This is a genomic window from Bacillus sp. N1(2025), from assembly GCF_053470005.1.
Window position 1 is genome coordinate 456,445 of record NZ_JBLTJB010000002.1, and the last position, 22,873, is coordinate 479,317.

The following is a 22,873-nucleotide window of genomic DNA, read 5'->3' on the forward strand; positions in this document are numbered from 1 at the left end:
GCCGATGAGCAAAGTGTTTGAATCACAATCGTTAACGGACGAAGCAGATAAGAGAAGGAAACAATACGAAGCCCTTGAAGAGCAGCTGCGTGCGCTCAAACAAGCCTTTCAAGGCGTGGCCGATCTGGGTGATGCTTTGAAAGGGAAAGGCGCAGACAATATAAAAGATTTTTTTCAGGGACAAGCGGAAATCGCCGACAGCTGGCTGACGCTTGTCTCTGCTCAAATTGCGTTTTTAAATGGCATTTCAGGTGACATTAAAGATCAAGAACTCAGCGATACATATGCGGAGACTTCATTTTTGGAGCATGAGCTGCCCAACGCGGATTTGAAAGCTTCAGAGATTGTCTCCGCTCATAAAGCAGAAATCGATTCAATTTTGTCAGGCATCAGCGATATTATTCATCTCGACACATATACGCTGGATGATTACGCTGATAAAATGGGCGATGCCCAGAAAACCAGACGCGATACGATCACGGCAGTCGATACGCTTGATGAATCTCTGACCGCTGAATATCAAAACTTAGAATCTCTGGACAACGCAGTGCTCAGCAAATATTCCGTTCTCATGCAGGCCACCAGCAACGGGAAAAGCGCATCCCCTATGTACTATGACAAAAAAGCCTTCCACAGCAATGAAATCTACAAAAGCGTTATGGCGACAGAAAAACAGGGAACGGGCTATATTGATGCAAAAGCCCAGCAGGCCGAAGCAAGACGGCTTCAGGAAAAGGCTGAAGAAGAAGCCAATAAACCATGGTACGAAAAAACATGGGACGGCATCTGCAACTTTACCGGCGAAGTCACCGGCTATTATGATTATAAAAGAGCAGCCGAAGGCGTTGATCCGGTGACCGGCGAAAAACTCTCCACCGCAGAACGCGTCACAGCAGGAGCGATGGCCGCCGCCGGATTCATACCGGTCGTCGGCTGGGCGGGCCGCGCTTTCAAAGGCGGAAAAGCCATTTACAAAACCGGAAAAACCGTCATTGCCGCAGAACATGCTTTAGATGCCTATAAAACCGGAAAATCCTTAGACATTCTCAAAATGACAGAAATGGGCGCATACGGCCTTGTCGCCTCAAACGGATTCTCAGAAGCCGTCACAGGCAGAGATATGTTCGGAAACAAAGTGTCTGAGGAGAAGCGGAAGCAAGGGGGGCTGGAAGCTGCGCTAAGTTTGGTTGGAGCCGGTGCATTGGCGAAGCATGTAAACAAAGGCATACCGCTTGCAACCCATTCAAAAGTTCAAAAAGCTAACAAGACACTAGAAAAAGTTAAACAATTCAAAGTCCCAACCAACGTCCGCGTGTATGCAGAACGCCCTGTAACTCCGGATGGCTTCACGTTCGGAATTCCGACAGTTCGTGTAGATGTGGAAAAGACGGCTGTGAAGGATCTTGGAATTGTGAAGATGGCTAGTAGTGGTAAAGGTATTAAGGGTATTGTTAAACCTGTTTCAAATATGAATGAGTTTTTTGATATGGAATTTGGAAAAAAAATAAGTAATTCCTTATCAAAATCAAAAGTAAAGTACGATGGACAATCAATATATAAGGTGGAAAAGAAAACTGATAACCAATATCTGAAAAAGGGTTATGGAGTTTATCTTGACGCATTACACAAAGACCATTTAGAAGTAATAGATAAGACGGGAAATGTGAAATACGTATTGAATTTAGATGGTACTTTAAACCCTGACAAGACTAAGAAAGCACTTGGACGAGTAGTTAAGGGGTGGAAATAATAGTGGAGGAATTTATATGGATAAAAAGTTAGAAGGAATATTGGACATACTAGATAAACTTAATTCAAGTATTAATATTGTAAATAAAGAAGATTTAGATGAACAGTACGAGAACCTTGAGGATTTTAGGGTGTTAACTAGAGATTTAGATATTATATTAAACAATTTTGGTTCATTGGATAAGAACGATGGTGATGAAATAGAGAAAATGTTATTTGAACTTCATAGAATTCTAACGACGTTTGAATGGCATTTCTCAGAAATCAGTGATTTAAACACAACAATTTTAAAAGTTTATAAAGACAAAATCAATAACCTCTAGTAATGAAAAGCCTTAAAAGATTTTTATTTTCTTTTAAGGCTTTTTTAGTGGGGGTGAGTGCCGAATAAACTGTTTTCTATTTAGAGAGTAGAGGTGATCCTTATAAGCCTTATATGATGTTTTACCAAATTATAGAGTGCGTACAAATAACTTTAAAATGTATGCCCTATCGTATGAATCAAGGATTAATCAAACACCTGCACAGATCAATCCAAAGATTGAATTTGAAGGAATTAGGGGAGAATCTTTAAGTACGCTTAAACCTCCAGACCCTAAATTGAAAAGCATATTAGATGAGGCTGGTATAAAAGGTATTCAATATAAAAATGGAGTACCTGATTTTTCACCAATAGCAAAAGCACAAGTTGAAATCAACTATATGCTTGGAGGAAAAGGAACTTATGGGGGGAAAGCCAGACGAGCTAATTTTGTTCAATCAGATCAAAAATTAGCTGACCAAATTAATGGCTCACCTGAGTTAGCAAGTCAATTTGGATGGAATCTGGTAAAATTAGTGCAAGAGATATAAAAAAATATCGAGAAAAAAATAAATTAACATGGCATGAATTAAATGATGTTAAAACAATGCAACTTGTGCCAACAAAAATAAATAGTGAATTCGGACACCTTGGTGGTGTAGGAGAAATAAACGCAGGAGCTTTTAACCTGAAACAAAGGCATACCGCTTGCAAAATCGCCACAAGCATCAAAAGTTGAAAAAGGGAAAAAGATTCTAGACCAAGTAAAAGAATTCAAAGTACCGACGAATGTAAAGATTCGTGTCCACAAGACTGTCACACCGGATGGCGCAACTTTCCCAATCATTCATGCTGATGTAAAAACGACTGCTGTGAAAGATCTTGGGATTGTGAAGGTGGCTGGTAGTGGTGGCGGGAATAGTAAGAAACTTTTCGGTCAATATGGAACTAAAATTGCAAGTAAGACAACATGGCAAAATGGGAAGACAGAAAGAATAGACATTGAAAACCCAAATCCAGGGCAAAGAGAAGGTCAAATTCACTATCACGAGCCAAGTAATAAAAAATGGTATTTTGATGTGGAAACAAAAAAGTTTTATGACCAAAAAACAGGTGAAGATGCACCTAGCAAAATTCAAAAAGTACTTAAAGACAAGAGTGTTCAGAAAGCTATAAATAAGGGATTGAAATTTTTAGGTGAGGATCCTGTATTTTAGTATAGGAGTGAAGATTATATATGGAATATACAAATAAAAATATGAAAAGACTAAAAGAACGACTTGAAGATCGGAGTAATGCAAATAAAGTTGACCTATCTAAATTAAAGGATATTATTTCACCTAATATAGTTAAAGTAGACGATTGCTATATTCTAGATCTAGAGTATGAGTTAACTGATAATACAACGATAAATTGGAATAGAATTTTGAAAATGTACGGGGATAAAACGGGGTATGAAGCATCGTGTAATGAGCTCCGCATAAACGATTATTTAGACTACAGTGATTTGTCTGATGAAGAGATTTCACTTTATGCGTTTCAGATAGTAGACGGTTGGGAACAACATTTAAAAGAAAAATTTCCTGAGCATAAATTTGTTGTGATTATAAGTATTGATGAAGGTTTTGCGACACTTAGATTTTATAAATATAGAGAAGAGGAAAGCAGTTGGCTAAAGGCCGACATTGAAGAGTACGGAAACGAAGCTATCCTTGTAAAAGAAATTAACTTTGATAATAAAATTTAAGTAAAAAAGCAGGTAGTTATATTGTACCTGCTTTTTTAGTTTTTACCTTTTGAAAGCAAAAAACATTACAAATGATCAAGCTTTTACAGGACTAATGGTAAAACTAATTCAAAACTGTTGATTTATAGAGAAAAAAATTAAAGTTTAAGTTTTGTGAAAAGTGAAATAAAATGATTCGAAAATGTAAAGGAGAGAATGTAATGTCGCAAGAACAGAAGTTAATTATATTGAATGAAATGTTTAAAAAGAAGGCGATGAAGAGGACGTTGAAGGGTTAACAAACAATAATGATTGATGGGGTTATCAAGCAAGTTTTTAATAAAATAAAAAATGAAAGAAATTTTAAAAGTAATAATGAAGTTATGAGAGATATTATTTTTGAAGGAATTAATAGTATAGTTGAAAAATCTTGAAGGTTTTAATGCAAAATAGAAACGCCTTCATATCTCTTTTATATTTCACATGGATAGCTACGGAAACTCTGGTTAACGGATGGAAAAAAAGCTGCTGTCCACTCTACAAAATTCCCAAATGAGCATCAAGCTGGTCATGGAATAGGTTCAACAACAAACACCCAATTTAAAGGGAGAAAAAATAATAGGCTAGAATTTACTAAGGTAAACCATGAAAATAGTTTAAAACAAAACTAAAGAGGTTCTGTTAATGGTAAAATATGTTAAGTTAGATGTTCCAAAAGCAAATTTACATCCCCTAAGAATAACACAAGGTTGGAAAGTGAATTATAATCATTTTGTTGAAATAGATCCAAGAACTTTAGAACCGAATGATGATTCCTGGTTTTTGTTCACAGACAGTTTGTTGCAGCTTTATCATGAACAATCCTCAATAACGCTTGATTTAGGCTGGGTTCCTGACATTTCACCTGAAGGTAACTATCTGGTTTTAATAGTCAAAAATAATGATTGGGAAGATCCTATTAAAGAATTTTCATCAGATGATTATAAAAAAGTAATTTTATATATTGAATATTATTTAAAACAAGTAACAACAACTTGGTGGAAGTAGTTAAATAATAATGGCTGGAATAGTTCGAACATGGAATCAGATTTATTAATGAATACCCTGAAATCGGTGAACTGCTTAACCGTCTATTTGTGAATAGGGAATTAGACGAATGGTACAAGAACAAATGTGCAGATAAAATAAAAGTGCCTGATGAATTTAGTCAAATAAAAAGTCTAAAAAAATTGAAGTTAGAGATTTAAACAATCCTTCTGGAGAAATCAATATCCCACATGCAAGATCTTTCTGGAGAAAATGGATTTCATCTAGAACAGCAAAACAATATGAAAGTATCTAATCTGGTTCCTGTTTATGTACCAGATTATAGTTATTCCCTTAGACATGAATTAATCGACGGGGCTTATGATATTGTAGGTACCGCTGAATCTTTAGAATTCATTCAGGGAACGAACTATATCAATAAAGTAATGCAAGAGAAAGGGTTTATCGAACTCAGTATTTGTATGATTACTACGATACTGTGTATAAGGGGAGTGAATTGCCCCATATACAGTCTTTCAATAGGAGATTAACATTAGGAGATGCCTTGTTTACTGATGTATTAGAATTGCTATAGTTAAGAGCTTGCCCTGTTGTCATCGGCAAGTTTTTTTATAGATAGTATAACAATGTGGAGTACAAGGAGAAACTGGATGGACAGAAATCAAATTTCTCAATTGCAGCCATTGAAAATCTGTAATGGCTGGTCTGTAGTACAGAACAATTTAAATTCAGAAAAAAGAATGGAAGAAAAATATGAACTGCTAAAACTACAAAATGAAAAACGTAATGCTGTTATTAAGGCAATATTTGAAAATGATCAATATCATGTCAAAGTAGCGGGCTTAAAAGCAGATAAGATTTATAAAGAAGACTCTTTTAATGAAATGGAACAATTATTGGAAGAGTTAGAATATCAAATCTGGACTGTGGGAAGTGGGGTTTTAGAGGGTTTGCAACAGCTAAGCCAATATGTTCCCAATTTCTTAAGGCTTAAGATACCGGCGGGCTGGACTGTTGATTATATTACATTAAAAGAACTGAGCCTAAAACTCTAGAGGAAAATGATGATGCTTGGTTATTTGACTTTAATCAAGACCTCCTGCAGATTTCTCATAAAACTAAAAATTTGCTGCTTGATGTAGGGTGGTACCCAGAAGGCGATCCAAACGGCAGTTATGGCATTGAACTGATAAAAAACGAAGATTGGGAAAATCCTTTAGAAGATATTATGTGTACTGAACTTAAAGAATTACTTAAACAATTGGACCTTATTTTTATGAAAGAAATGAAAAATGAATTTTAATAAAAGATATAATTTGTTGAAGGAGTCTTCGTTAGATCGAAACGCAGGACGATTGAGCACGAAGACTATTTTTAGAGAGGAAAACCAATGAAATGAAAATACATCAAATTCACGATTTTGATCTAAAAGATGAATCGGATTTTGTTCGAACACAACAATCCCTTATACATAAAATTAACCTATCTCATTCCATCACCCCAGACTCCGTCAACACCTGCGCAGGCGTCGACCTCGCTTATTGGGAGCAGGACGGGGAACCGTACGGCGTATGCAGTATCATCGTGATTGAAGCTGATACAAAAGAAGTGATTGAAAAAGTGCACAGCATGGGGAAAATCGGCGTGCCGTATGTTTCCGGTTTTCTTGCGTTTCGCGAGCTGCCGCTGATCATTGAAGCGGCCGAAAAGCTGGAGGCGGAGCCGGATGTGTTTTTGTTTGATGGCAACGGATATCTGCATTACAATCATATGGGCGTTGCCACCCATGCGGCTTTTTTTCTGGGTAAGCCGACGATTGGGATTGCGAAAACCTATCTCAAAATTAAAGGCTGCGATTTCGTGATGCCCGAAAATGAAGTCGGCGCCTACACCGATATTCTCATTGACGGCGAGGTATATGGCCGGGCGCTGCGTACACGGCGGGACGTGAAGCCTATCTTCTTGTCTTGCGGACATAACATTGATTTAGAAAGCAGCTATCAGATCACAATGAAAATGATCAATCGAGAAAGCAGGCTGCCGATCCCTGTCCGTCTGGCTGACCTTGAAACGCATGTTTTGCGAACGTTTTATCGGAAAAATCACGTGTAACACTTGGGGCTCTAAGCCACCAAGTGTTTTTTTTGTATGTCTGGTGTCTGCTTTATTAAAAACTTTGTCGTCCTTGCAGATAGGTTTTTATTTGAATGTTTTTCGCGTCAAATCGATAAAAGCCTTTAATGGCGCAGACATCCACTTGTCCTTATGCCATGCTAATTGAGTAAAAACAGGGCATTCATTCTGCCAGCTGAGTTCTTTCATCCGTCCTTCGGCAATATCGTCTTTTACTGTCATTTCAGGCAATAGTCCAATTCCAAGTCCGGCCATCACGCATTGTTTGATGGCTTCTATGCTGACGAATTCTAATTTGTTAGGGTAGACTCCGGCGTCATGTAAAGTGTTCTCAAAGAGCGTGCGGTATGAACAGCCGTCCTCTGTCAGCAGAAGGGTTTCGTTTTGAAGATCCTTCAATGTTGCTGGTGAGTCTGCTGGAAAAGGATGGTCATTGGCGGCTACCATTTTGATCTCATCCTGAATCAAAGATTCAACGTGCAGTGCGTCTTCCGTCCGGTTCACATCCAAAATGAAAGTGATATCAAGCTGGCCCTGTAAGAGCTGTTCTTTCGCTTGTTCGTTGGACACATACGGTTTGAATATGAGCTTTACTTGAGGAAAAGCCTGTTTGAATTCTTTTATGATAGGCGGAAGGCGGTATGTGCACTGGCTTTCCGTCGCGCCGATTTTCAAGGTTCCGGTTGTTTCTCTTACTTGATTTGCGGCCATTTTTGCTTCTTCTGTTAACGCAATGATCTTCTCCGCATAGGATTTGAATGTTTTGCCGGCTTCTGTCAGGATGAGCCGCTTGCCGAGCCGTTCAAATAAAGGAGTCCCGATTTCTTCTTCAAGTGATTTGATCTGAGAGGTAACGCTTGATTGTGCATAGTTAAGCATCTTGGCGGTTAAGGTGAAGTTTACATGTTCTGCTGCGGTAATAAAGGTGATCAGCTGCTTCAATTCCATATGTTCTCACCCTTTCTAAATTGGTTTTACCGATTGGAATAATCGAAATAATCATCTGTATTGATTGATGAATCCATTATATGATGAAGAAAATCATTCGTAAACAAAGGAGCAGATGCATCATGAAAATTGCGGTTATTCATGGCGGAACGAGGTCTGGCGGAAATACGGATATTCTTGCGGAGAAGGCTGTTCAAGGATTCGATGCGGAGCACATTCATTTGCGGAAATATCGGCTCCAGCCAATTGAAGATCTGCGTCACGCCCAAGGCGGCTTTCGTCCTGTTCAAGATGACTGCGATTCTATCATTGAGCGGATATTGCCGTGCGATATTCTTGTATTCGCCACCCCAATTTATTGGTTTGGCATGTCAGGGACATTAAAGCTGTTTATTGATCGCTGGTCACAGACGCTGAGAGATCCGAGGTTTCCTGATTTTAAACAGCAAATGTCGGCGAAGCAGGCATATGTAACAGCAGTGGGAGGAGACAATCCTAAACTAAAAGGGCTGCCGCTGATTCAGCAATTTGAACATATTTTTCATTTTATGGGGATGTCCTTTAAAGGCTATGTGCTGGGAGAAGGCAATCGTCCCGGTGATATTCTTCATGATCATCAGGCGCTGTCCGCGGCGAGCCGTTTATTGAAAAGAAGTGATGCGATATGAAGCTGCTGCTGGTTATCTCTGGTATGTTGATACTCGCACTCTTTTTAGCTTGGAAAGCGCCGACTTCTGTTTGGATACAGGCTGAAACCAATTCGCCTCAGGTTCAGCAATTTGTGAGAATGGCAGGCGCAACGCTGCAAGTCAAGCAAATCATCAAGAGTGATGCAGGCGAAGAAACAGTTGTCATATCAAATGGTATTTCTGGGCCAAAATAAAAAAGCACCTGTCCAGGTGCTTTTCTTTATAAATGAGGAACCACAAGCCCTCCATACAAAAACGCCGCGACAATCAGGAAGGCCGGATGCATCTTGAATTTTGTCAAGGCAAGAAGGGAAATCCCCGCAATCACTATCGCTTGAACCCAGCCGATCGCTTTGATGCCGTCTGCGCCGATTTGCCAGGTAAGAATAAGCATCATGACGGCGATGACAGGCTGGACGGACAGCGTCATACCTTTGATGACAGGGGATTGGCGGAAGCGCTGAATGATGCGCAAGAGGACGATCAATGCGAGCGCCGACGGTACGACAGTGGCGATCAGCGCAATCAGGAACCCGGGCCACCCGCCTGCGCTGTAGCCGACATACGCCGCGATTTTGGTTGCGATCGGGCCCGGCAATGCGTTCGCAAGTGCGAGCATATTTGAGAATTGATCTTTTGAGAGCCAGCTGTATCTGTTGACGACTTCTTCAAACATCAGCGGGATCGACGCCGGTCCGCCTCCATATCCGAGTACGTTTGCGACAAAAAACGCCATAAATATATAAATCATGATCATGAGGCCGACATTCCTTTATCTTTTGAACGTTTATTTGTGATTTTGTCCTTTAATTTAAAATGAAACGCGCCGTACGCCAAGAAAATGATAATGACAAAGCCGGGATTGATCTGTAACGTTTGCAGGCCGATAAAAGCGATGATAAAAAACAGGATGCCCGTGACCCAGCCGAAACCTTTAAGCGCTTTTTGGCCAAACTCGTACGCCATGATGCCGAGCATGACGGCGATCACCGGCGTGACGGCGCCAATCATGCCGGCAACAACCGCTGAGTGGCTTAAGACATTGACAGCGGCAAACAAGCCTGCCATAGCAAGACATGTAGGCAGAATATGGGCGAGGATTGCCAAGATTGCGCCTAACGTGCCTTTCAGCTTGAAGCCCAGATACGCAGCCATTTTTGTGGCAATCGGTCCGGGAAGCGCATTAGCGATGGCTAATATTTCTCCGAATTCATCATCATCTATCCATTTGTATTTATTGACGGCTTCATGGCGGATGAGCGGGATCACCGACGGTCCGCCCCCGAATCCGAGAATGCCCGTTCGGACCATCGCCGCCGTAATGTCCCAATAGGGATGTTTCATGGCTATGTCCTCCTTACAGCTTCATGCCCGTTCTGCTTTTATACCGTTTAATCAGCATTTGGCAGTCGACGCTGACGACGCCTTTTTGCGTATAGAGCCGTTTTGTCAAAAACTCTTCCATTTCCTGATCATTTGCGAAAATGCCGTGCATATGCAGCTTGCTCGGTCCGGTCATGTGATAAAGGCTTGTCACGGCCGGCTCCTTTTCAAGCTTTAATGCGGTTTCCTCCAAATACTGCGGCTCCACCTCCACATTAAAAAACACGGACACATGACGGCCGATTTTCGCCGGGTTGATGACAGCGGTGAATTTTTCAATCACACCGGCATCCAGTAAATGCTGAATGCGGTGCTGAACCGCCACTCGCGACAGGTTAACCCGCTTTCCTACGTCTGTATAGGAAATCCTCCCTTCCTCGTGCAAAATCGAAAGAATCTGTTTATCCGTTTCATCAAGGACAAGATTCGGAATGCTGTATTCATGTTCCAACCCGCTTCACCTTCCTTCATTTGGTAGACATTATTGTATCATGAAACATTACGGTATGAAGGGAGAAATTTTTTATTGTTTTCGATACGTAATAACTTAGAATTATTTCTTATCGAAAAGTAAATAGTGTGTGAGATTTTCTTTCAGGAATGTGGATGGCCGCGAAGCCGCTTTTTATACTTGAGAAAATTTGTAAAGGGGCTTGCCATGAATACTTCAACCATCGGAACGAAACAAATGGTCGTCAGTCCGCATTATCTCGCTTCTCAGGCGGGGGCCGGCATTCTGGAAAAGGGAGGAAACGCGTTTGACGCGGCAGTGGCGGTCAGCGCCTGTCTGGCAGTTGTGTATCCGCATATGACGGGTCTTGGCGGGGATTCATTTTGGCTCACTTACCATAAAGAAACGGGACGAATCAAAGCTTATAACGGGAGCGGACGTTCAGGGAAGCATGTGACGAGAGACTTGTATCGGGGCAGAGAAGCGATCCCTCTGCGCGGGACAGAAAGCGCCATTACCGTTCCGGGAATGGCGGACAGCTGGGATGCCGTGCTTTCGGCGTACGGGCGTCTTTCGCTCGCTGAGGTGCTGAAGCCAGCTCTTGATTATGCGGCAAACGGATTTCCGGTGTCCGCCGACCAGTGCGCCCACACAGAACGCAATCTCGCTCTTTTAGCCTCGACGCCTTACACCTCGGCCATTTTTACGAGAAACAAAAAAGCGCCCATGCCCGGTGAACGGTTTGTCCAGAAGGATCTGGCGGCCAGCTTGGAGCAGCTTGCCGAGAAAGGCAGAAGCGCTTTTTATGAAGGAGACCTCGCTCAACGCATCACATCCTTTCTGCAAAACAACGGCGGCCGTCTGACACTTGATGACTTTAAAGCCCACCGCGGCGAGTGGACGAACCCGGTATCCTCCGATTACCGCGGGTGCAAAATCTATCAGGCTCCGCCGAATTCACAGGGCTTTACAGGCTTAATGACGCTCAATATATTGGAAAACTATGATTTTTCTCAGATCGAACACGGTTCCTTTGACTATTATCATCTGCTGATCGAGGCGCTGAAGAAGAGTTTTCAGCACCGGAATGAAGTGCTGACTGATCCGGCATTTTCTCATATTCCGCTGGATCAGCTGCTTGATAAACGGTATGCAAAGCAGCTTGCGGAAGAAATCGGTAACGTGGCTGCGCCGGCGGTAAGCCGGCCGGTCGGAAGCGACACTGCTTATGCCGCCGTCGCCGATGCGGAAGGAAATGCCGTTTCCTTTATTCAGAGCCTCTATTTCGAGTTCGGATCTGCCGTTACAGCGGGGGAGACGGGCATTCTGCTGCAAAACCGCGGGTCATTTTTTTCGCTGGACGAATCCCATGTCAATACACTTGAACCCGGCAAGCGGACGTTCCACACCCTCATGCCGGCGATGGCCTGTAAAGAAGGAAAGCCGCACATCCTGTACGGAACCCAGGGAGGAGAAGGCCAGCCGCAAACTCAGACAGCGATGATTACGCGCATCATTGATTACAAAATGAACCCCCAGCAGGCGATCAATGAGCCGCGCTGGGTCTGGGGACGGACATGGGGAGAGGAGTATGAAGGGCTGAGGGTTGAAAGCAGAATCAGCCCTGAAACAAGAGAAGCCCTAAGGCAGAGCGGCCACCGCGTCGAGACCGTTGGTGATTTCGACGGGCTTATGGGCCATGCGGCAGCGATCGTCATTGATGAAGAAGGCTTTCTCCAAGGCGGGGCCGACCCGCGCGGCGACGGAGCGGCCGCAGGAGTATAGAGCTGCGCTAACTGATGAAAAAAATAAGCACGCCAAGCGCGGCGGAAAGACCTGCGTAAAACGAATCGTACACATATTGCTTTTCCTCCCGCCGGTGCCGCCATTTCATTATACCGCTGCAGCAAAATAGCATGAAAACAACTCCCGCAAATACGTACATTTCATTGAAAAAATTCACCGCTGCGATGCCCGTAATAAGCAGTGTGATTTCGATTAATCGATGTGTGCCGTTTATCGGCTTCTGCTTTTTAACAGGCTTTGGCAAATTGAGAACTTTGACGGCAAATACTTGAAACATAAGGCTGAGCAAAATAAATACGGCTGAAAAAATCAGTAACTGAGTGAAATCCATCGTCTGCCTCCTAAAAATGTGCCACTCGTTTCATACGGGTGAGGACCTTGTAAGTTTCGGCATTCTACAAGACATTAGGCTGAGTTACATGGTAAAAGACTCAAAAAAGACCCCTTACGAAAGGGGTCTTTTTGACTAGTTTCTTCTATTATAATGGTTCCTGCTTCAGGTCGGGCGTACAAGTGTATATGTCTTCCCGAGTCTGGCGTATTCGTTCCCCGCGAGCCTTGCCGCAGGCTTCAGCTCATCTGTCCGTATGTAGCCTTTATCGGCGTCATATACTTGGTCATTCAAATGAAAACAAACGACTCTGCCGATGATGAGGTCTGTCGTCGTTTCTCCGCTGTCATTTTGGAACGGAAGATGGCGTTCGAGTATACATTCAAACCTCACTTTTGCTTCTTTTATACCGGGAACGCTGATGCAAGCGCTGTTTGTCACAGAAAAGTCTGTCATGCCAAGTTCACTGACATCAGGATCAAGCCTTGCCGCCGTTTTGTTAATGTCTTCAATAATGGACTCATCACTGACGTGCACCACGAATTCCCGATGAGCGATTGCGTTTCTCGCGGTGTCTTTCTGCCGACCGTCCGCGCGGCTGACTGAGATGGCCAGAAGCGGCGGTTCTGCGGAGACAACGTTATAGAAACTGAAGGGCGCCGCGTTTACGGCGCCGTTGATGGATGACCGCGTAGTGACAAATGCGATCGGCCGGGGAACAACTGTGCCCGAAAGCAATTTGTAAGTGTCTTTTGCGTTCAGTTCGTCTGCTCGTAAGATATGCATGATTTCGGCCGCCTTTCTTTATCGTATGACCTGATTATACAGAAAGAAAATTCGGAAACACAACAAAAGAAAACCGGCTGCATATCTTATCACGTGGCATATATCTGATTGAGGAAAAAGGCTTCCGTTTAGCCGGCAGCCTATTTACGAATGGTGTTACTTGTAGTTTTTCTTTACAACCCAGATGTTCCCGTCTTTCCAGTACTCTGTTTTGCTGCAGTAATCGTCTTTTTTGCAAGGGTCTTTTTTATGAGGACGATAAGGTTTTTTCTGCGTGCGTTTTTTCTTGCGGCGGCATGATTTCTTGTGGCTGCGAGATTTTTTGTGAGACCGGCATGATTTTTTACGGCTGCGAGATTTTTTGTGAGAGCGGCGCGATTTTTTATGGCTGCGAGATTTTTTGTGAGAACGGGATTTTTTATGGCTGCGAGATTTTTTGTGAGAACGGGATTTTTTATGACTGCGAGATTTTTTGTGAGAACGGGATTTTTTATGGCTGCGAGATTTTTTGTGAGAGCGGCACGATTTTTTATGGCTGCGAGATTTTTTGTGAGAGCGGCACGATTTTTTATGGCTGCGAGATTTTTTGTGAGAACGGGATTTTTTATGCTTGCGAGATTTTCTCTTCTTACTGCTTTTTGGTTCTTGGTACAAATAATCTTCCAATCCCTCGGTGCTTGCGGACTTTACTGCTTCTTCGATATCAGAATGGGAATAGTGGCCCATTTTGAAACCTCCTCATGATATATGTTTTAAGGATGCGATCCTTACTACCACATAGTACGCATGAATGAAAAAAGTGTATGTGTGATTCGCTGAGTTTTATATAAAAAGCACAGCCTAAATTAATACAGGGAGGTTTACCGATGAAAGACCAATCAACATTGCCTCTATACCAGCTGTTTATTCACCCGAAAGACTTAATGGAGCTGAAAAAAGACATTTGGGATGATGATCCGGTGCCCGCGGTGCTGAGAGTGAATCAAAAACGGCTTGACATTGATCTGGCGTACCGCGGCTCTCATATAAGAGATTTTAAGAAAAAATCGTATCATATCGCTTTTTATTCGCCGAAAACATTTCGCAGGGCGAAAGAGATACATTTAAACGCTGAATACAAAGATCCGTCGATGATGCGGAATAAGCTGTCTCTCGATTTCTTCGCGGAGCTTGGGACGCTGTCACCAAAGGCGAATTTCGTAACCCTGCAAATCAATGGCAGACATGAGGGGGTGTATCTTGAGCTGGAGTCAGTGGATGAATATTTTCTGGCGAAACGGAATTTGGCGGACGGCGCTGTTTTTTACGCGGTTGATGACGACGCCAATTTCTCCCTCGTCAGTGATCTGGAGCGGGATACGAAAACATCGCTCGAACTTGGTTATGAAAAGAAAACGGGAACGAAAGAAGACGATTTATACTTGCAGGATATGATCTATAAAATTAATACCGTGCCGAAGTCAGAGTTCAAGGGGGAGATCGTCAAACACTTGGACGTCGATAAGTATTTGAGGTGGCTTGCGGGCATCGTGTTTACCTCAAACTACGATGGATTTGTTCATAATTACGCTTTGTACCGGAATCATGAAACGGGACTTTTTGAAGTCATTCCGTGGGATTACGATGCGACGTGGGGAAGAGACATTCATGGTGATCGGATGGAGGCCGATTATGTCAGAATACAAGGGTTTAATACCTTGACTGCAAGGCTTCTGGATGAACCGTATTTCCGCAAAGCGTACAAACGGCTTTTGGAAGAGACGCTTCAGACCCGGTTTACTATTGAACATATGAAGCCGAAGGTCATGTCACTGTATGAGCAGATCAGGCCGCATGTCGCGAAGGATCCATATAAGAAAGAAGAGATTGATTGCTTTGACCGGGAGCCTGAAGTGATTTGCGAATACATTAAGGAGCGGTCAGCCTTCATCAGCAGTGAGTTAGAGCGGTGGAATATCTGATTTGGAAATGAAGAAAGATTTTTTACAAATAGGCTGGTGAATCAGTTCCCGAAAATAATCGTGATACGTATATATGCATTATGCTTTTTACATTATGAGAAAAATGACTAGGAGGACAATAGATGAAACGCAATACGAAGCGGCAGCGGTCTGATGACAACTTTTTGCATGCAATGGAAGGAAAAGTGATTACTGTCTACCGGGGAGGCCCGGAGTCCAAGACAGGGAGATTAGCAGACATTCAATCGGATTATATCGCTCTTCAGGTTGATAATAAAATCGTTTATTATCAATGGAAACACGTGAAAAGTGTGACGGAAAATACGAGTGAAACCGTATCGCCGGCCGAAGCGGCAGAATGTGAAAAAGCTGATGATTTTCAAGACCTGATCAGCCGGATGACCAATCGCACGGTGCAATTGAATCAGGGAGGTCCGGAATCGAAAAGAGGAAAGCTTCACGAAACAGGGGATGATTTTCTCGTGCTGGAAACAGAAGATGACGGAATTGTATATTTTAACGCCGACCATGTCAAAAGCATCAGCGCGGAACAAGAAGAGGACGGCCAAGAGGAGGAGCGCCCGGAATTTGAAATGGCTGATGATTTTCACGGCATATTTAAACGCCTGATCCACAAATGGGTATCCATCAACCGCGGAGGTCCTGAAGCAGTTGAAGGTATACTTGTGGATAATTCCGACGGCCACTACACTCTTGTGAAAGATAAAGAAGTGCTGCGGATCTATCCTTTTCATATCAAGAGCATCAGCGAAGGGGCAAAAGGAGCAGCTAAAAAAGAGGAGAATAAAGACGACGAGAATAAAGGTGAGAAAGAGAGCGCCGAAGAAGAAAAGCCGCATGAAGAAGAATCACGCGAAGAGCAGCGTACTTCCTCTAAAAAGTCGAAAAGATCATCAAGATCCGTTCGATCCTCAAAACGGGAGGAAGAGAACTCTTATAGCTACGCCACTGTATTAAGGACAATAGATTATCGGTGGAAACGCGGCCGTAAATGATTGGAAAGATTGTCCGTAAACGCGGGAGAGGGGGGAATGAAATGGCTGGATTAAGCAGATTTCTGGATAAACAAGTCGATATTGAGATATCGGGGAATACGACATTTTCAGGAACTCTTTTGGATATCGGTCAGGATATCATTGTGATTCATGACGGCCGGACGTTTCTTTATATTCCGCTGCTGCACCTTCAGCGGATGACATTGACGCTCCCGGACGAAGAGAATAAAGAACCGTACGCAAGAAAAAAAAGTCCGCATCCCGAAAAACAGGAACATTCCTTTTCTTACCGGAATACCCTCCAGCATATAAAAGGCAGATTCACAGAAATATTTGTTACGGGAGACCGTTCCATTCATGGGTATGTGACAAGTGTTTTAAATGATTATTTTGTTTTCTTCTCTCCGGTTTATAAGACTCTTTTCATCTCGATGCATCATTTGAAATGGCTGACACCCTATTCCGATGAGCAGACGCCGTATACATTAAACAGTTCAGAGCTGCCGGTTGTTCCCGCTAATGTGCCCCTTGTCCGGAATTTTGAGGAACAATTAAAAAGATATATCGGGAAGCTGATTATTCTGGATTTAGGAGATATACCGAATAAAGTGGGGCTGTTGCAGGATGTCTCAGATAATATTCTTGAATTGACCAATGCAGACGGCGATACTGTTTTTTGGAAATTGAATCATTTAAAAACCATGCACCTGCCATAAATGATAAAACTGCCTCTCTTATACAGCAGGCAGTTTTTTTCATGGGAGCTAAAGGTAAATCCAACTGATCCAAACATATAAAACGGTAATGGTAAACACGACAGTGAGAGGGACAACGATAATGGTCGTTTTGATATATTCTGACCAAGAAACTTTTTCGCCGTGCTGTCTGATGATATGCATCCAGATCAGCGTGGCTAATGTCCCGATCGGCAGAAGCAATGATCCGATATCACTGCCGATAATATTAGCCAGATAAATGATTTTTACGGTTAATGGGTCGATGGACATTTCAGTTAAGGTCAAAGTGCTGATCATTAAGGCGGGATGGTTATTGAACAAATTAGAGAGGACGGATGTAGCAATGCCCATAATAGATGCAGCGTGGGCAATGCTTTGTGAGACATAAGGCTCAATAGACTGAACAAGCAGCGCCGTCAGTCCGATATTATGCAGTCCGTAGATGATAATGTACATCGTGAAGGCAAAAATAAAGATATGCCAAGGCGCTTTCCTTAATAAATCTGCCGGTCCGATTTTTAAATAAAACCATCTCCAGCCAAGCAGGATGACTGAACTGATGACAGCCACGAGCGAAACGGATATGCCGTTGTAAGAAGCTGCAAACAGACTGATCCGGACGAACAATACAAATGCCAAAACACAAAACATGATGTTCGTACGGCTGTTTTGGGTCGGGTCTGGCGGAGGCTGAAGCGGATGATATCGTTTGTGTTCCAGCGAGTCAAAATGAACCGGAATATCGGGGAGCTGTTTCGGCAAACGGCGGTAAAAAACGGCAAACAGCAGAAAGGCCATAAACACCAGTCCCAGCGTGCCGGGGATAAACATCATATTGGTGTACAAATAAAGGTCCATGCCTATCATTTTGAGAGAAATTAAATTGACGATATTACTGACGCCGATCGGGGTGCTTGCGGCTGTCGCAATTAATACGCCGCTTATTAAATACGGTGTTTTCTGATGTCTTTTAAGTCCGAGATATTGTAAGACCAATAGTAAAATAGGAGTGGTGATTAAGACGCTGCCGTCATTATTCAGAAAAAGCGTCATTGAAAAACAGAGCAGGTTGGTCAGCCAAAAAAGCCGAATGCCCGATCCCTTGGCGCGGTGAAGCAGTTTGGCCGCCGCCCAGTTAAAAAAACCGAAGCTTTCCAGCGCGATTGCCATAATCATTGTGGAGATAATGGTTATTGATGCTCCGGTGACTTTTGACCCTATATCCCCCAAATCATGAAAGGAAACGGTTCCGCATAACAAAACGAGAATGGCGCCCAGCGACGCCGGAACGGCTTCATTTAATCCCCCGGGCCTCCAAAATATAAAAATAATGGTCACAAAGAAAGAAATCAGGGTCAAAATGACGGTAATATGTGTAATGTGTTCTGCCTCCTTTTAGATGGGTCATTGCCGCCCCGTTATTTTTATCCCTCCTGATCAGTTGTACTGTATGTATACGGGTACAGGTCGTAAGGTGTACTGAGCGTTTCTACCAATTTAGTAAAAATCCATAAAAGCACAAAAAAAAGAGGCTGCTTTCGGCGGCCCTCTTTTTTATGCATTTTCCTTATCCGCCTGCAATAAAGCCTGGCGTTTATTCATAATATCCAGAAAATGTTTCAGAATCGGATTTTGATTATCCTTGCGGTAGGCAATGACCCATTCGGCCGTGAGCTGCACCTGATTAATGCCGCGGTAGGCGACTTCGAGATTAAACAGCTTTTTAGCAGAAGAAGGCACGAAGGTTACACCGATGCCGGCACTAACCAATCCGATCACCATTTGATACTCCGTCGCTTCCTGAACGATTTTCGGTTTGAAGCCCGCCTGCTCGCAGTAGTTTACAAACTCTAGGTATAAAGTCGGCCATGTTTCTTTCGACAGTGTGATAATCGGTTCATTTTTTAAATCCTGAATGTCGATTGTCTGTTTAGCGGTAAGCGGGTGCTGCTTCGGCAAGGCCAGAATGCACGGACTGCTCTGCACCTTTTCCATATGTAACGCGGAATGCTGTAAAGGCGGATGAAGGATGCCGATATCAATGTTCCCCTTCAGAAGTTCTTCCTGCTGTCTGAAAGAAGAAATTTCACGCAGATCAAGCTTGACGGAGGGGAATTTTTCGCGGAATTCCCGAATGATCGGCGGCAGAAATTCATATGTGGCCGAGCCGACAAAACCGACGACAAGGCGGCCGAGCTCTCCCCGCGCCGTTCTCTGCGCCATTTCAATCGCTTTGTCTATTTCTTCGATCGCGTTTCTGCTGTGTTTTAAAAAACTTTCTCCGGCAGCTGAAAGCTCTACAACCCGTTTCGTGCGCTTTAATAAGGTCACGCCGACTTCCTTCTCAAGCTGTTTGATCTGCTGGCTGAGAGGCGGCTGTGTCATATTTAACCGAAGCGCAGCTTTGCCGAAATGAAGTTCTTCGGCAACGGCAATAAAGTATTGAAGATGGCGAAGCTCCATCCTTATCCATTCCTTTCTCTTTGTTAATTATTCGTGAAACATATTAATCATACGGCGAATTGATATTGGAGGTCAATTTCCAAAGAGTGTATAGTGAATAATATCACAAATTACTTAAAATTTTATATTTAATATGCATAATAAGGAGTGAGGGTGTTGGCAAAAGCAACAAATGAACTAAAAACCTCTGGAAAAAATCGGGGGGCGGAGCTTGTTGTTGATTGCTTAGTGGAGCAAGGTGTCACACATGTTTTTGGCATTCCGGGTGCAAAAATTGATGCAGTATTTGATGCGTTAAAAGATAAAGGACCTGAACTGGTTTTATGCCGTCACGAACAGAACGCTGCATTTATGGCTGCGGCTGTCGGAAGACTGACTGGAAAACCAGGCGTTTGTCTCGTTACTTCAGGCCCGGGGGCATCCAACTTGGCGACCGGCTTGTTAACGGCTAATACAGAAGGTGATCCGGTAGTGGCGCTGGCGGGTAACGTAATTCGCGCAGACCGGTTAAAACGGACACACCAATCATTGGACAATGCGGCGCTATTTCAGCCGATTACAAAATACAGTGTAGAAGTACAGGAAACAGGGAATATACCAGAAGCGGTAACAAACGCCTTCAGGACAGCGTCAGCAGGTCAGGCAGGCGCGGCTTTTGTGAGCTTTCCGCAGGATGTTGTGAATGAAATCACAAACGTGAAAAACGTACGCAGCGTGCCGGCGCCGAAACAAGGCCCTGCACCGGAAGAAGCGGTCAGCGCGGCTATCGCGAAAATCCAGACGGCGAAACTTCCCGTTCTGTTAGTCGGCATGAAAGGCGGAAGACCGGAGGCGGTAAAACAAATCCGCAAACTGCTTGCCAAAACAAAACTGCCTTTCGTAGAAACGTACCAAGGGGCCGGCACATTGTCCAGAGAGCTGGAAGACCAATATTTCGGCCGGATCGGACTGTTCCGCAACCAGCCGGGCGATCTTCTGCTTGAACAGGCGGATGTCGTATTAACGATCGGTTATGATCCGATTGAATACGATCCGAAGTTCTGGAACGTAAACGGTGACCGTGCTATTATCCATCTTGACGAAATCCAGGCCGATATCGATCATGCCTATCAGCCGGAATTAGAATTATTAGGCGATATCGCCGCTACGGTTAAACAAATTGAACACGACGCTGTGACATTTGATATGGGCAGCCGTGAACAAGAAGTGCTGAGCGAATTAAAACAGATGCTCACAGACAGCGAGAAGGCGCCAAGCGACCATAAATCCGACAGAGTGCATCCTCTGCAAATCGTCCAAGAACTGCGCAATGCAATTGATGACGACGTAACCGTCACTTGCGATATCGGTTCTCACGCGATCTGGATGTCCCGCTACTTCCGCGCTTATGAGCCGCTGAAACTGTTGATCAGCAACGGCATGCAGACATTGGGCGTAGCGCTTCCTTGGGCGATTGCCGCCACATTGGTGAATCCGGGTGAAAAAGTCGTATCCGTTTCAGGAGACGGAGGATTCCTGTTCTCTGCAATGGAATTGGAAACGGCAGTCCGCTTAAAAGCGCCGATCGTTCACCTTGTATGGAATGACAGCACATATGATATGGTCGCATTCCAGCAAATGAAAAAATATAACCGTACATCATGCGTAGATTTCGGAAACATTGACATCGTAAAATATGCAGAAAGCTTCGGCGCCACCGGCTTGCGCGTTGAGTCACCGGAACAGCTGGCAGACGTGCTGCAAAAAGGCTTGAACACAGAAGGCCCTGTCATCATTGACATTCCTGTCGATTACAGTGACAATGTTCATTTATCAAGCGACATGCTTCCGAAGCAATTCAAAGAAAAAATGAAAGCAAAAGCTCTCTAGCACTCTGCGCACCATGACCTGTTTTCTAAAACAGCCCAATTTAAAAGGAGTGAAGGGAATATGAAAAACGCAAGCGACATCCATATAATGAGCCGCGGAGAAAAAGGCTCACCTGAGGATCAGATCTATCAAGTATCCACAATGACATCTCTGCTGGACGGAGTATATGACGGAGATTTTGATATGGCTGACATTCCGAAGTTCGGTGATTTCGGAATCGGCACGTTCAACAAACTGGACGGCGAATTAATCGGATTTGACGGAGAATTTTACCGTCTGCGCGGCGACGGTACGGCTACGCCTGTTAAAGGCGGAGACCTGTCACCATTCTGCTCATTCACATTTTTCACGCCGGATATGACGCATACGATCGACGGCGAAATGACCCGTGAAGAATTCGAGCAGGAAATCGCCAGCCTTCTGCCTAGTAAAAACTTATTTTATGCGATCCGTTTAGACGGCGTATTTAAAAAGGTGCAGACAAGAACGGTAGAACGCCAGGAGAAACCGTACGTTCCGATGATCGAAGCGGTGAAAACACAGCCTGTGTTCAACTTTGACGACATTCAAGGTACAATCGCCGGCTTCTGGACGCCGGGATACGCAAACGGCATCGCTGTTTCCGGATATCACCTGCACTTCATTGATGAAGGACGCAATTCCGGCGGACACGTGTTTGACTATGTCATTAAAGATTGTAAAGTGACCATTTCTCAAAAAATGAATATGAACCTCAAGCTTCCGAATACGGCGGACTTTTTCAACGCAAATTTAGATAATCCGAATTTTGCGAAGGATATCGAAACAACCGAAGGAAGCCCGGAATAAATTAAAAAAGAAAGCCCCATTTTTCTCAGGGGCTTTCTTTTTATTTGGCTGAACCGGCAAAGATTAGGTAAAATACAGTCAAAAGGGAAAGGTGTGGTAGCTGTGAAAGTATTGGTATTAGCGGTTCATCCTGACATGGACAACTCAGCGGTCAATAAGGCGTGGACAGAAGAATTAAAAAATCATGATGATATCACGGTCCGTGAGCTTTATAAAGAATATCCGGACGGGAAAATAGATGCGGAAAAGGAACGGCAGCTGTGTGAACAGTATGACCGGATCGTATTTCAATTCCCGCTGTACTGGTACAGTGCGCCTCCGCTTTTAAAAACATGGATGGATCATGTGCTGGCGTATGGATGGGCTTACGGCTCCAAAGGAAAGGCGCTGCACGGCAAAGAATTGCTGCTGGCTGTTTCCGTAGGTGCCGGAGAGGATGCATATCAGGCAGGCGGGTCTAACCATTTTTCACTGAGCGAGCTCTTAAGGCCGTTTCAGGCAATGGCTAATTTTACGGGTATGACCTATTTGCCGGCTTTTGCGATGTACGGGGTAAGCAGCGCCGATGCTGCGGCTATCCGTGACAATGCCAAACGCCTGGCGGATTACATAAAGAAGCCATTTTAGAGTCGTATGCATTCATCTTCAT

Annotated in this window: 23 protein-coding genes and 4 pseudogenes; 18 read left to right on the forward strand and 9 right to left on the reverse strand. The window is 43.7% G+C overall.

Annotation, left to right across the window (positions count from 1 at the left end):
- The first annotated feature begins 4 nt into the window (after positions 1 to 4).
- The 9 genes and pseudogenes from ACNFN4_RS07215 to ACNFN4_RS07255 all read left to right on the forward strand — a co-directional run bounded on the left by ACNFN4_RS07215 (position 5) and on the right by ACNFN4_RS07255 (position 6,935).
- Positions 5 to 1,750, forward strand: coding sequence for a ribonuclease YeeF family protein (locus tag ACNFN4_RS07215; protein WP_448200082.1), 1,746 nt, complete (start codon positions 5 to 7; stop codon positions 1,748 to 1,750).
- Between the two features lie 16 nt (positions 1,751 to 1,766).
- On the forward strand, positions 1,767 to 2,072 hold the full coding sequence (locus ACNFN4_RS07220; RefSeq protein ID WP_012118628.1) for a hypothetical protein: 306 nt from the start codon (positions 1,767 to 1,769) through the stop codon (positions 2,070 to 2,072).
- Positions 2,073 to 2,232: 160 nt separating this feature from the next.
- Positions 2,233 to 2,789 (forward strand): annotated as a pseudogene (locus ACNFN4_RS07225) (HNH endonuclease); the annotation flags it as partial.
- Positions 2,743 to 3,267: pseudogene (locus tag ACNFN4_RS07230) on the forward strand (T7SS effector LXG polymorphic toxin); the annotation flags it as partial. The pseudogenes ACNFN4_RS07225 and ACNFN4_RS07230, both read left to right, overlap by 47 nt.
- A 20-nt stretch (positions 3,268 to 3,287) precedes the next feature.
- Positions 3,288 to 3,797 (forward strand): hypothetical protein, encoded by a 510-nt coding sequence (locus tag ACNFN4_RS07235; RefSeq protein WP_022553899.1) that lies wholly within the window; start codon positions 3,288 to 3,290, stop codon positions 3,795 to 3,797.
- 663 nt (positions 3,798 to 4,460) lie between these two features.
- Entirely contained in the window at positions 4,461 to 4,823 is a 363-nt protein-coding gene (locus ACNFN4_RS07240; RefSeq protein ID WP_022553898.1) for a hypothetical protein, read from the forward strand.
- Between the two features lie 35 nt (positions 4,824 to 4,858).
- Positions 4,859 to 5,397 (forward strand): annotated as a pseudogene (locus ACNFN4_RS07245) (hypothetical protein).
- A gap of 76 nt (positions 5,398 to 5,473) precedes the next feature.
- Positions 5,474 to 6,126 (forward strand): annotated as a pseudogene (locus tag ACNFN4_RS07250) (hypothetical protein).
- A gap of 92 nt (positions 6,127 to 6,218) precedes the next feature.
- On the forward strand, positions 6,219 to 6,935 hold the full coding sequence (locus tag ACNFN4_RS07255; RefSeq protein ID WP_061861605.1) for an endonuclease V: 717 nt from the start codon (positions 6,219 to 6,221) through the stop codon (positions 6,933 to 6,935).
- Positions 6,936 to 7,022: 87 nt separating this feature from the next.
- Here the strand turns inward: ACNFN4_RS07255 and ACNFN4_RS07260 are convergent, their stop codons facing one another.
- Entirely contained in the window at positions 7,023 to 7,904 is an 882-nt protein-coding gene (locus tag ACNFN4_RS07260; protein WP_017418769.1) for a LysR family transcriptional regulator, read from the reverse strand.
- A gap of 122 nt (positions 7,905 to 8,026) precedes the next feature.
- On the opposite strand from ACNFN4_RS07260, the gene ACNFN4_RS07265 reads away from it, so the two are divergent.
- Both ACNFN4_RS07265 and ACNFN4_RS07270 read left to right on the forward strand, forming a co-directional pair.
- Positions 8,027 to 8,572 carry a flavodoxin family protein gene (locus tag ACNFN4_RS07265; RefSeq protein ID WP_022553894.1) on the forward strand — a complete coding sequence of 182 codons (546 nt, stop codon included), beginning with the start codon at positions 8,027 to 8,029 and terminating at the stop codon, positions 8,570 to 8,572.
- On the forward strand, positions 8,569 to 8,787 hold the full coding sequence (locus ACNFN4_RS07270) for a hypothetical protein (RefSeq protein WP_017418770.1): 219 nt from the start codon (positions 8,569 to 8,571) through the stop codon (positions 8,785 to 8,787). The genes ACNFN4_RS07265 and ACNFN4_RS07270 overlap by 4 nt, the downstream gene beginning before the upstream one ends.
- Before the next feature lie 26 nt (positions 8,788 to 8,813).
- On the opposite strand, the gene ACNFN4_RS07275 is transcribed toward ACNFN4_RS07270, so the two are convergent.
- The 3 genes from ACNFN4_RS07275 to ACNFN4_RS07285 are packed head-to-tail and all read right to left on the reverse strand — an operon-like array spanning position 8,814 to position 10,427.
- Positions 8,814 to 9,350: a chromate transporter gene (locus ACNFN4_RS07275; RefSeq protein WP_448200083.1), complete on the reverse strand. Its 537-nt coding sequence runs from the start codon at positions 9,348 to 9,350 to the stop codon at positions 8,814 to 8,816.
- On the reverse strand, positions 9,347 to 9,937 hold the full coding sequence (gene chrB, locus ACNFN4_RS07280) for a chromate efflux transporter subunit ChrB (RefSeq protein ID WP_053285350.1): 591 nt from the start codon (positions 9,935 to 9,937) through the stop codon (positions 9,347 to 9,349). Before chrB ends, ACNFN4_RS07275 begins: the two co-directional genes overlap by 4 nt.
- A gap of 13 nt (positions 9,938 to 9,950) precedes the next feature.
- Positions 9,951 to 10,427, reverse strand: a complete 477-nt coding sequence (locus ACNFN4_RS07285) for an Lrp/AsnC family transcriptional regulator (RefSeq protein ID WP_007407537.1) — start codon at positions 10,425 to 10,427, stop codon at positions 9,951 to 9,953.
- A 207-nt stretch (positions 10,428 to 10,634) separates the two neighbouring features.
- On the opposite strand from ACNFN4_RS07285, the gene ggt reads away from it, so the two are divergent.
- Positions 10,635 to 12,212, forward strand: coding sequence for a gamma-glutamyltransferase (ggt, locus tag ACNFN4_RS07290; RefSeq protein ID WP_448200084.1), 1,578 nt, complete (start codon positions 10,635 to 10,637; stop codon positions 12,210 to 12,212).
- A gap of 7 nt (positions 12,213 to 12,219) precedes the next feature.
- On the opposite strand, the gene ACNFN4_RS07295 is transcribed toward ggt, so the two are convergent.
- From ACNFN4_RS07295 to cotG, 3 genes are all read right to left on the reverse strand, one after another.
- Positions 12,220 to 12,564, reverse strand: coding sequence for a DUF4181 domain-containing protein (locus tag ACNFN4_RS07295; protein ID WP_448200085.1), 345 nt, complete (start codon positions 12,562 to 12,564; stop codon positions 12,220 to 12,222).
- A gap of 165 nt (positions 12,565 to 12,729) precedes the next feature.
- Positions 12,730 to 13,350 (reverse strand): flavin reductase family protein, encoded by a 621-nt coding sequence (locus ACNFN4_RS07300; protein ID WP_448200086.1) that lies wholly within the window; start codon positions 13,348 to 13,350, stop codon positions 12,730 to 12,732.
- Positions 13,351 to 13,506: 156 nt separating this feature from the next.
- Complete coding sequence (cotG, locus tag ACNFN4_RS07305) at positions 13,507 to 14,076, reverse strand: spore coat protein CotG (RefSeq protein WP_339073213.1); 570 nt, start codon at positions 14,074 to 14,076, stop codon at positions 13,507 to 13,509.
- A gap of 140 nt (positions 14,077 to 14,216) precedes the next feature.
- On the opposite strand from cotG, the gene ACNFN4_RS07310 reads away from it, so the two are divergent.
- From ACNFN4_RS07310 to ACNFN4_RS07320, 3 genes are all read left to right on the forward strand, one after another.
- Entirely contained in the window at positions 14,217 to 15,311 is a 1,095-nt protein-coding gene (locus tag ACNFN4_RS07310) for a CotH kinase family protein (protein ID WP_007407532.1), read from the forward strand.
- Positions 15,312 to 15,433: 122 nt separating this feature from the next.
- Positions 15,434 to 16,327 (forward strand): hypothetical protein, encoded by an 894-nt coding sequence (locus ACNFN4_RS07315; protein ID WP_007407531.1) that lies wholly within the window; start codon positions 15,434 to 15,436, stop codon positions 16,325 to 16,327.
- Between the two features lie 41 nt (positions 16,328 to 16,368).
- A complete protein-coding gene (locus ACNFN4_RS07320) occupies positions 16,369 to 17,043 on the forward strand; it encodes a hypothetical protein (RefSeq protein WP_007407530.1) in 675 nt (224 codons plus the stop codon).
- 48 nt (positions 17,044 to 17,091) lie between these two features.
- Here the strand turns inward: ACNFN4_RS07320 and ACNFN4_RS07325 are convergent, their stop codons facing one another.
- Together ACNFN4_RS07325 and alsR are read right to left on the reverse strand one after the other, a co-directional pair.
- Positions 17,092 to 18,423 carry an arsenic transporter gene (locus ACNFN4_RS07325; protein WP_012118610.1) on the reverse strand — a complete coding sequence of 444 codons (1,332 nt, stop codon included), beginning with the start codon at positions 18,421 to 18,423 and terminating at the stop codon, positions 17,092 to 17,094.
- 195 nt (positions 18,424 to 18,618) lie between these two features.
- Positions 18,619 to 19,527, reverse strand: a complete 909-nt coding sequence (gene alsR, locus ACNFN4_RS07330; protein ID WP_007407528.1) for an acetoin biosynthesis transcriptional regulator AlsR — start codon at positions 19,525 to 19,527, stop codon at positions 18,619 to 18,621.
- A 156-nt stretch (positions 19,528 to 19,683) separates the two neighbouring features.
- On the opposite strand from alsR, the gene alsS reads away from it, so the two are divergent.
- The 3 genes from alsS to ACNFN4_RS07345 all read left to right on the forward strand — a co-directional run bounded on the left by alsS (position 19,684) and on the right by ACNFN4_RS07345 (position 22,851).
- Positions 19,684 to 21,396, forward strand: a complete 1,713-nt coding sequence (alsS, locus tag ACNFN4_RS07335; protein ID WP_448200087.1) for an acetolactate synthase AlsS — start codon at positions 19,684 to 19,686, stop codon at positions 21,394 to 21,396.
- 60 nt (positions 21,397 to 21,456) lie between these two features.
- Entirely contained in the window at positions 21,457 to 22,224 is a 768-nt protein-coding gene (gene budA, locus ACNFN4_RS07340) for an acetolactate decarboxylase (RefSeq protein WP_448200088.1), read from the forward strand.
- A 102-nt stretch (positions 22,225 to 22,326) separates the two neighbouring features.
- On the forward strand, positions 22,327 to 22,851 hold the full coding sequence (locus tag ACNFN4_RS07345) for an NAD(P)H-dependent oxidoreductase (RefSeq protein ID WP_014721897.1): 525 nt from the start codon (positions 22,327 to 22,329) through the stop codon (positions 22,849 to 22,851).
- Positions 22,852 to 22,873: the final 22 nt, after the last annotated feature.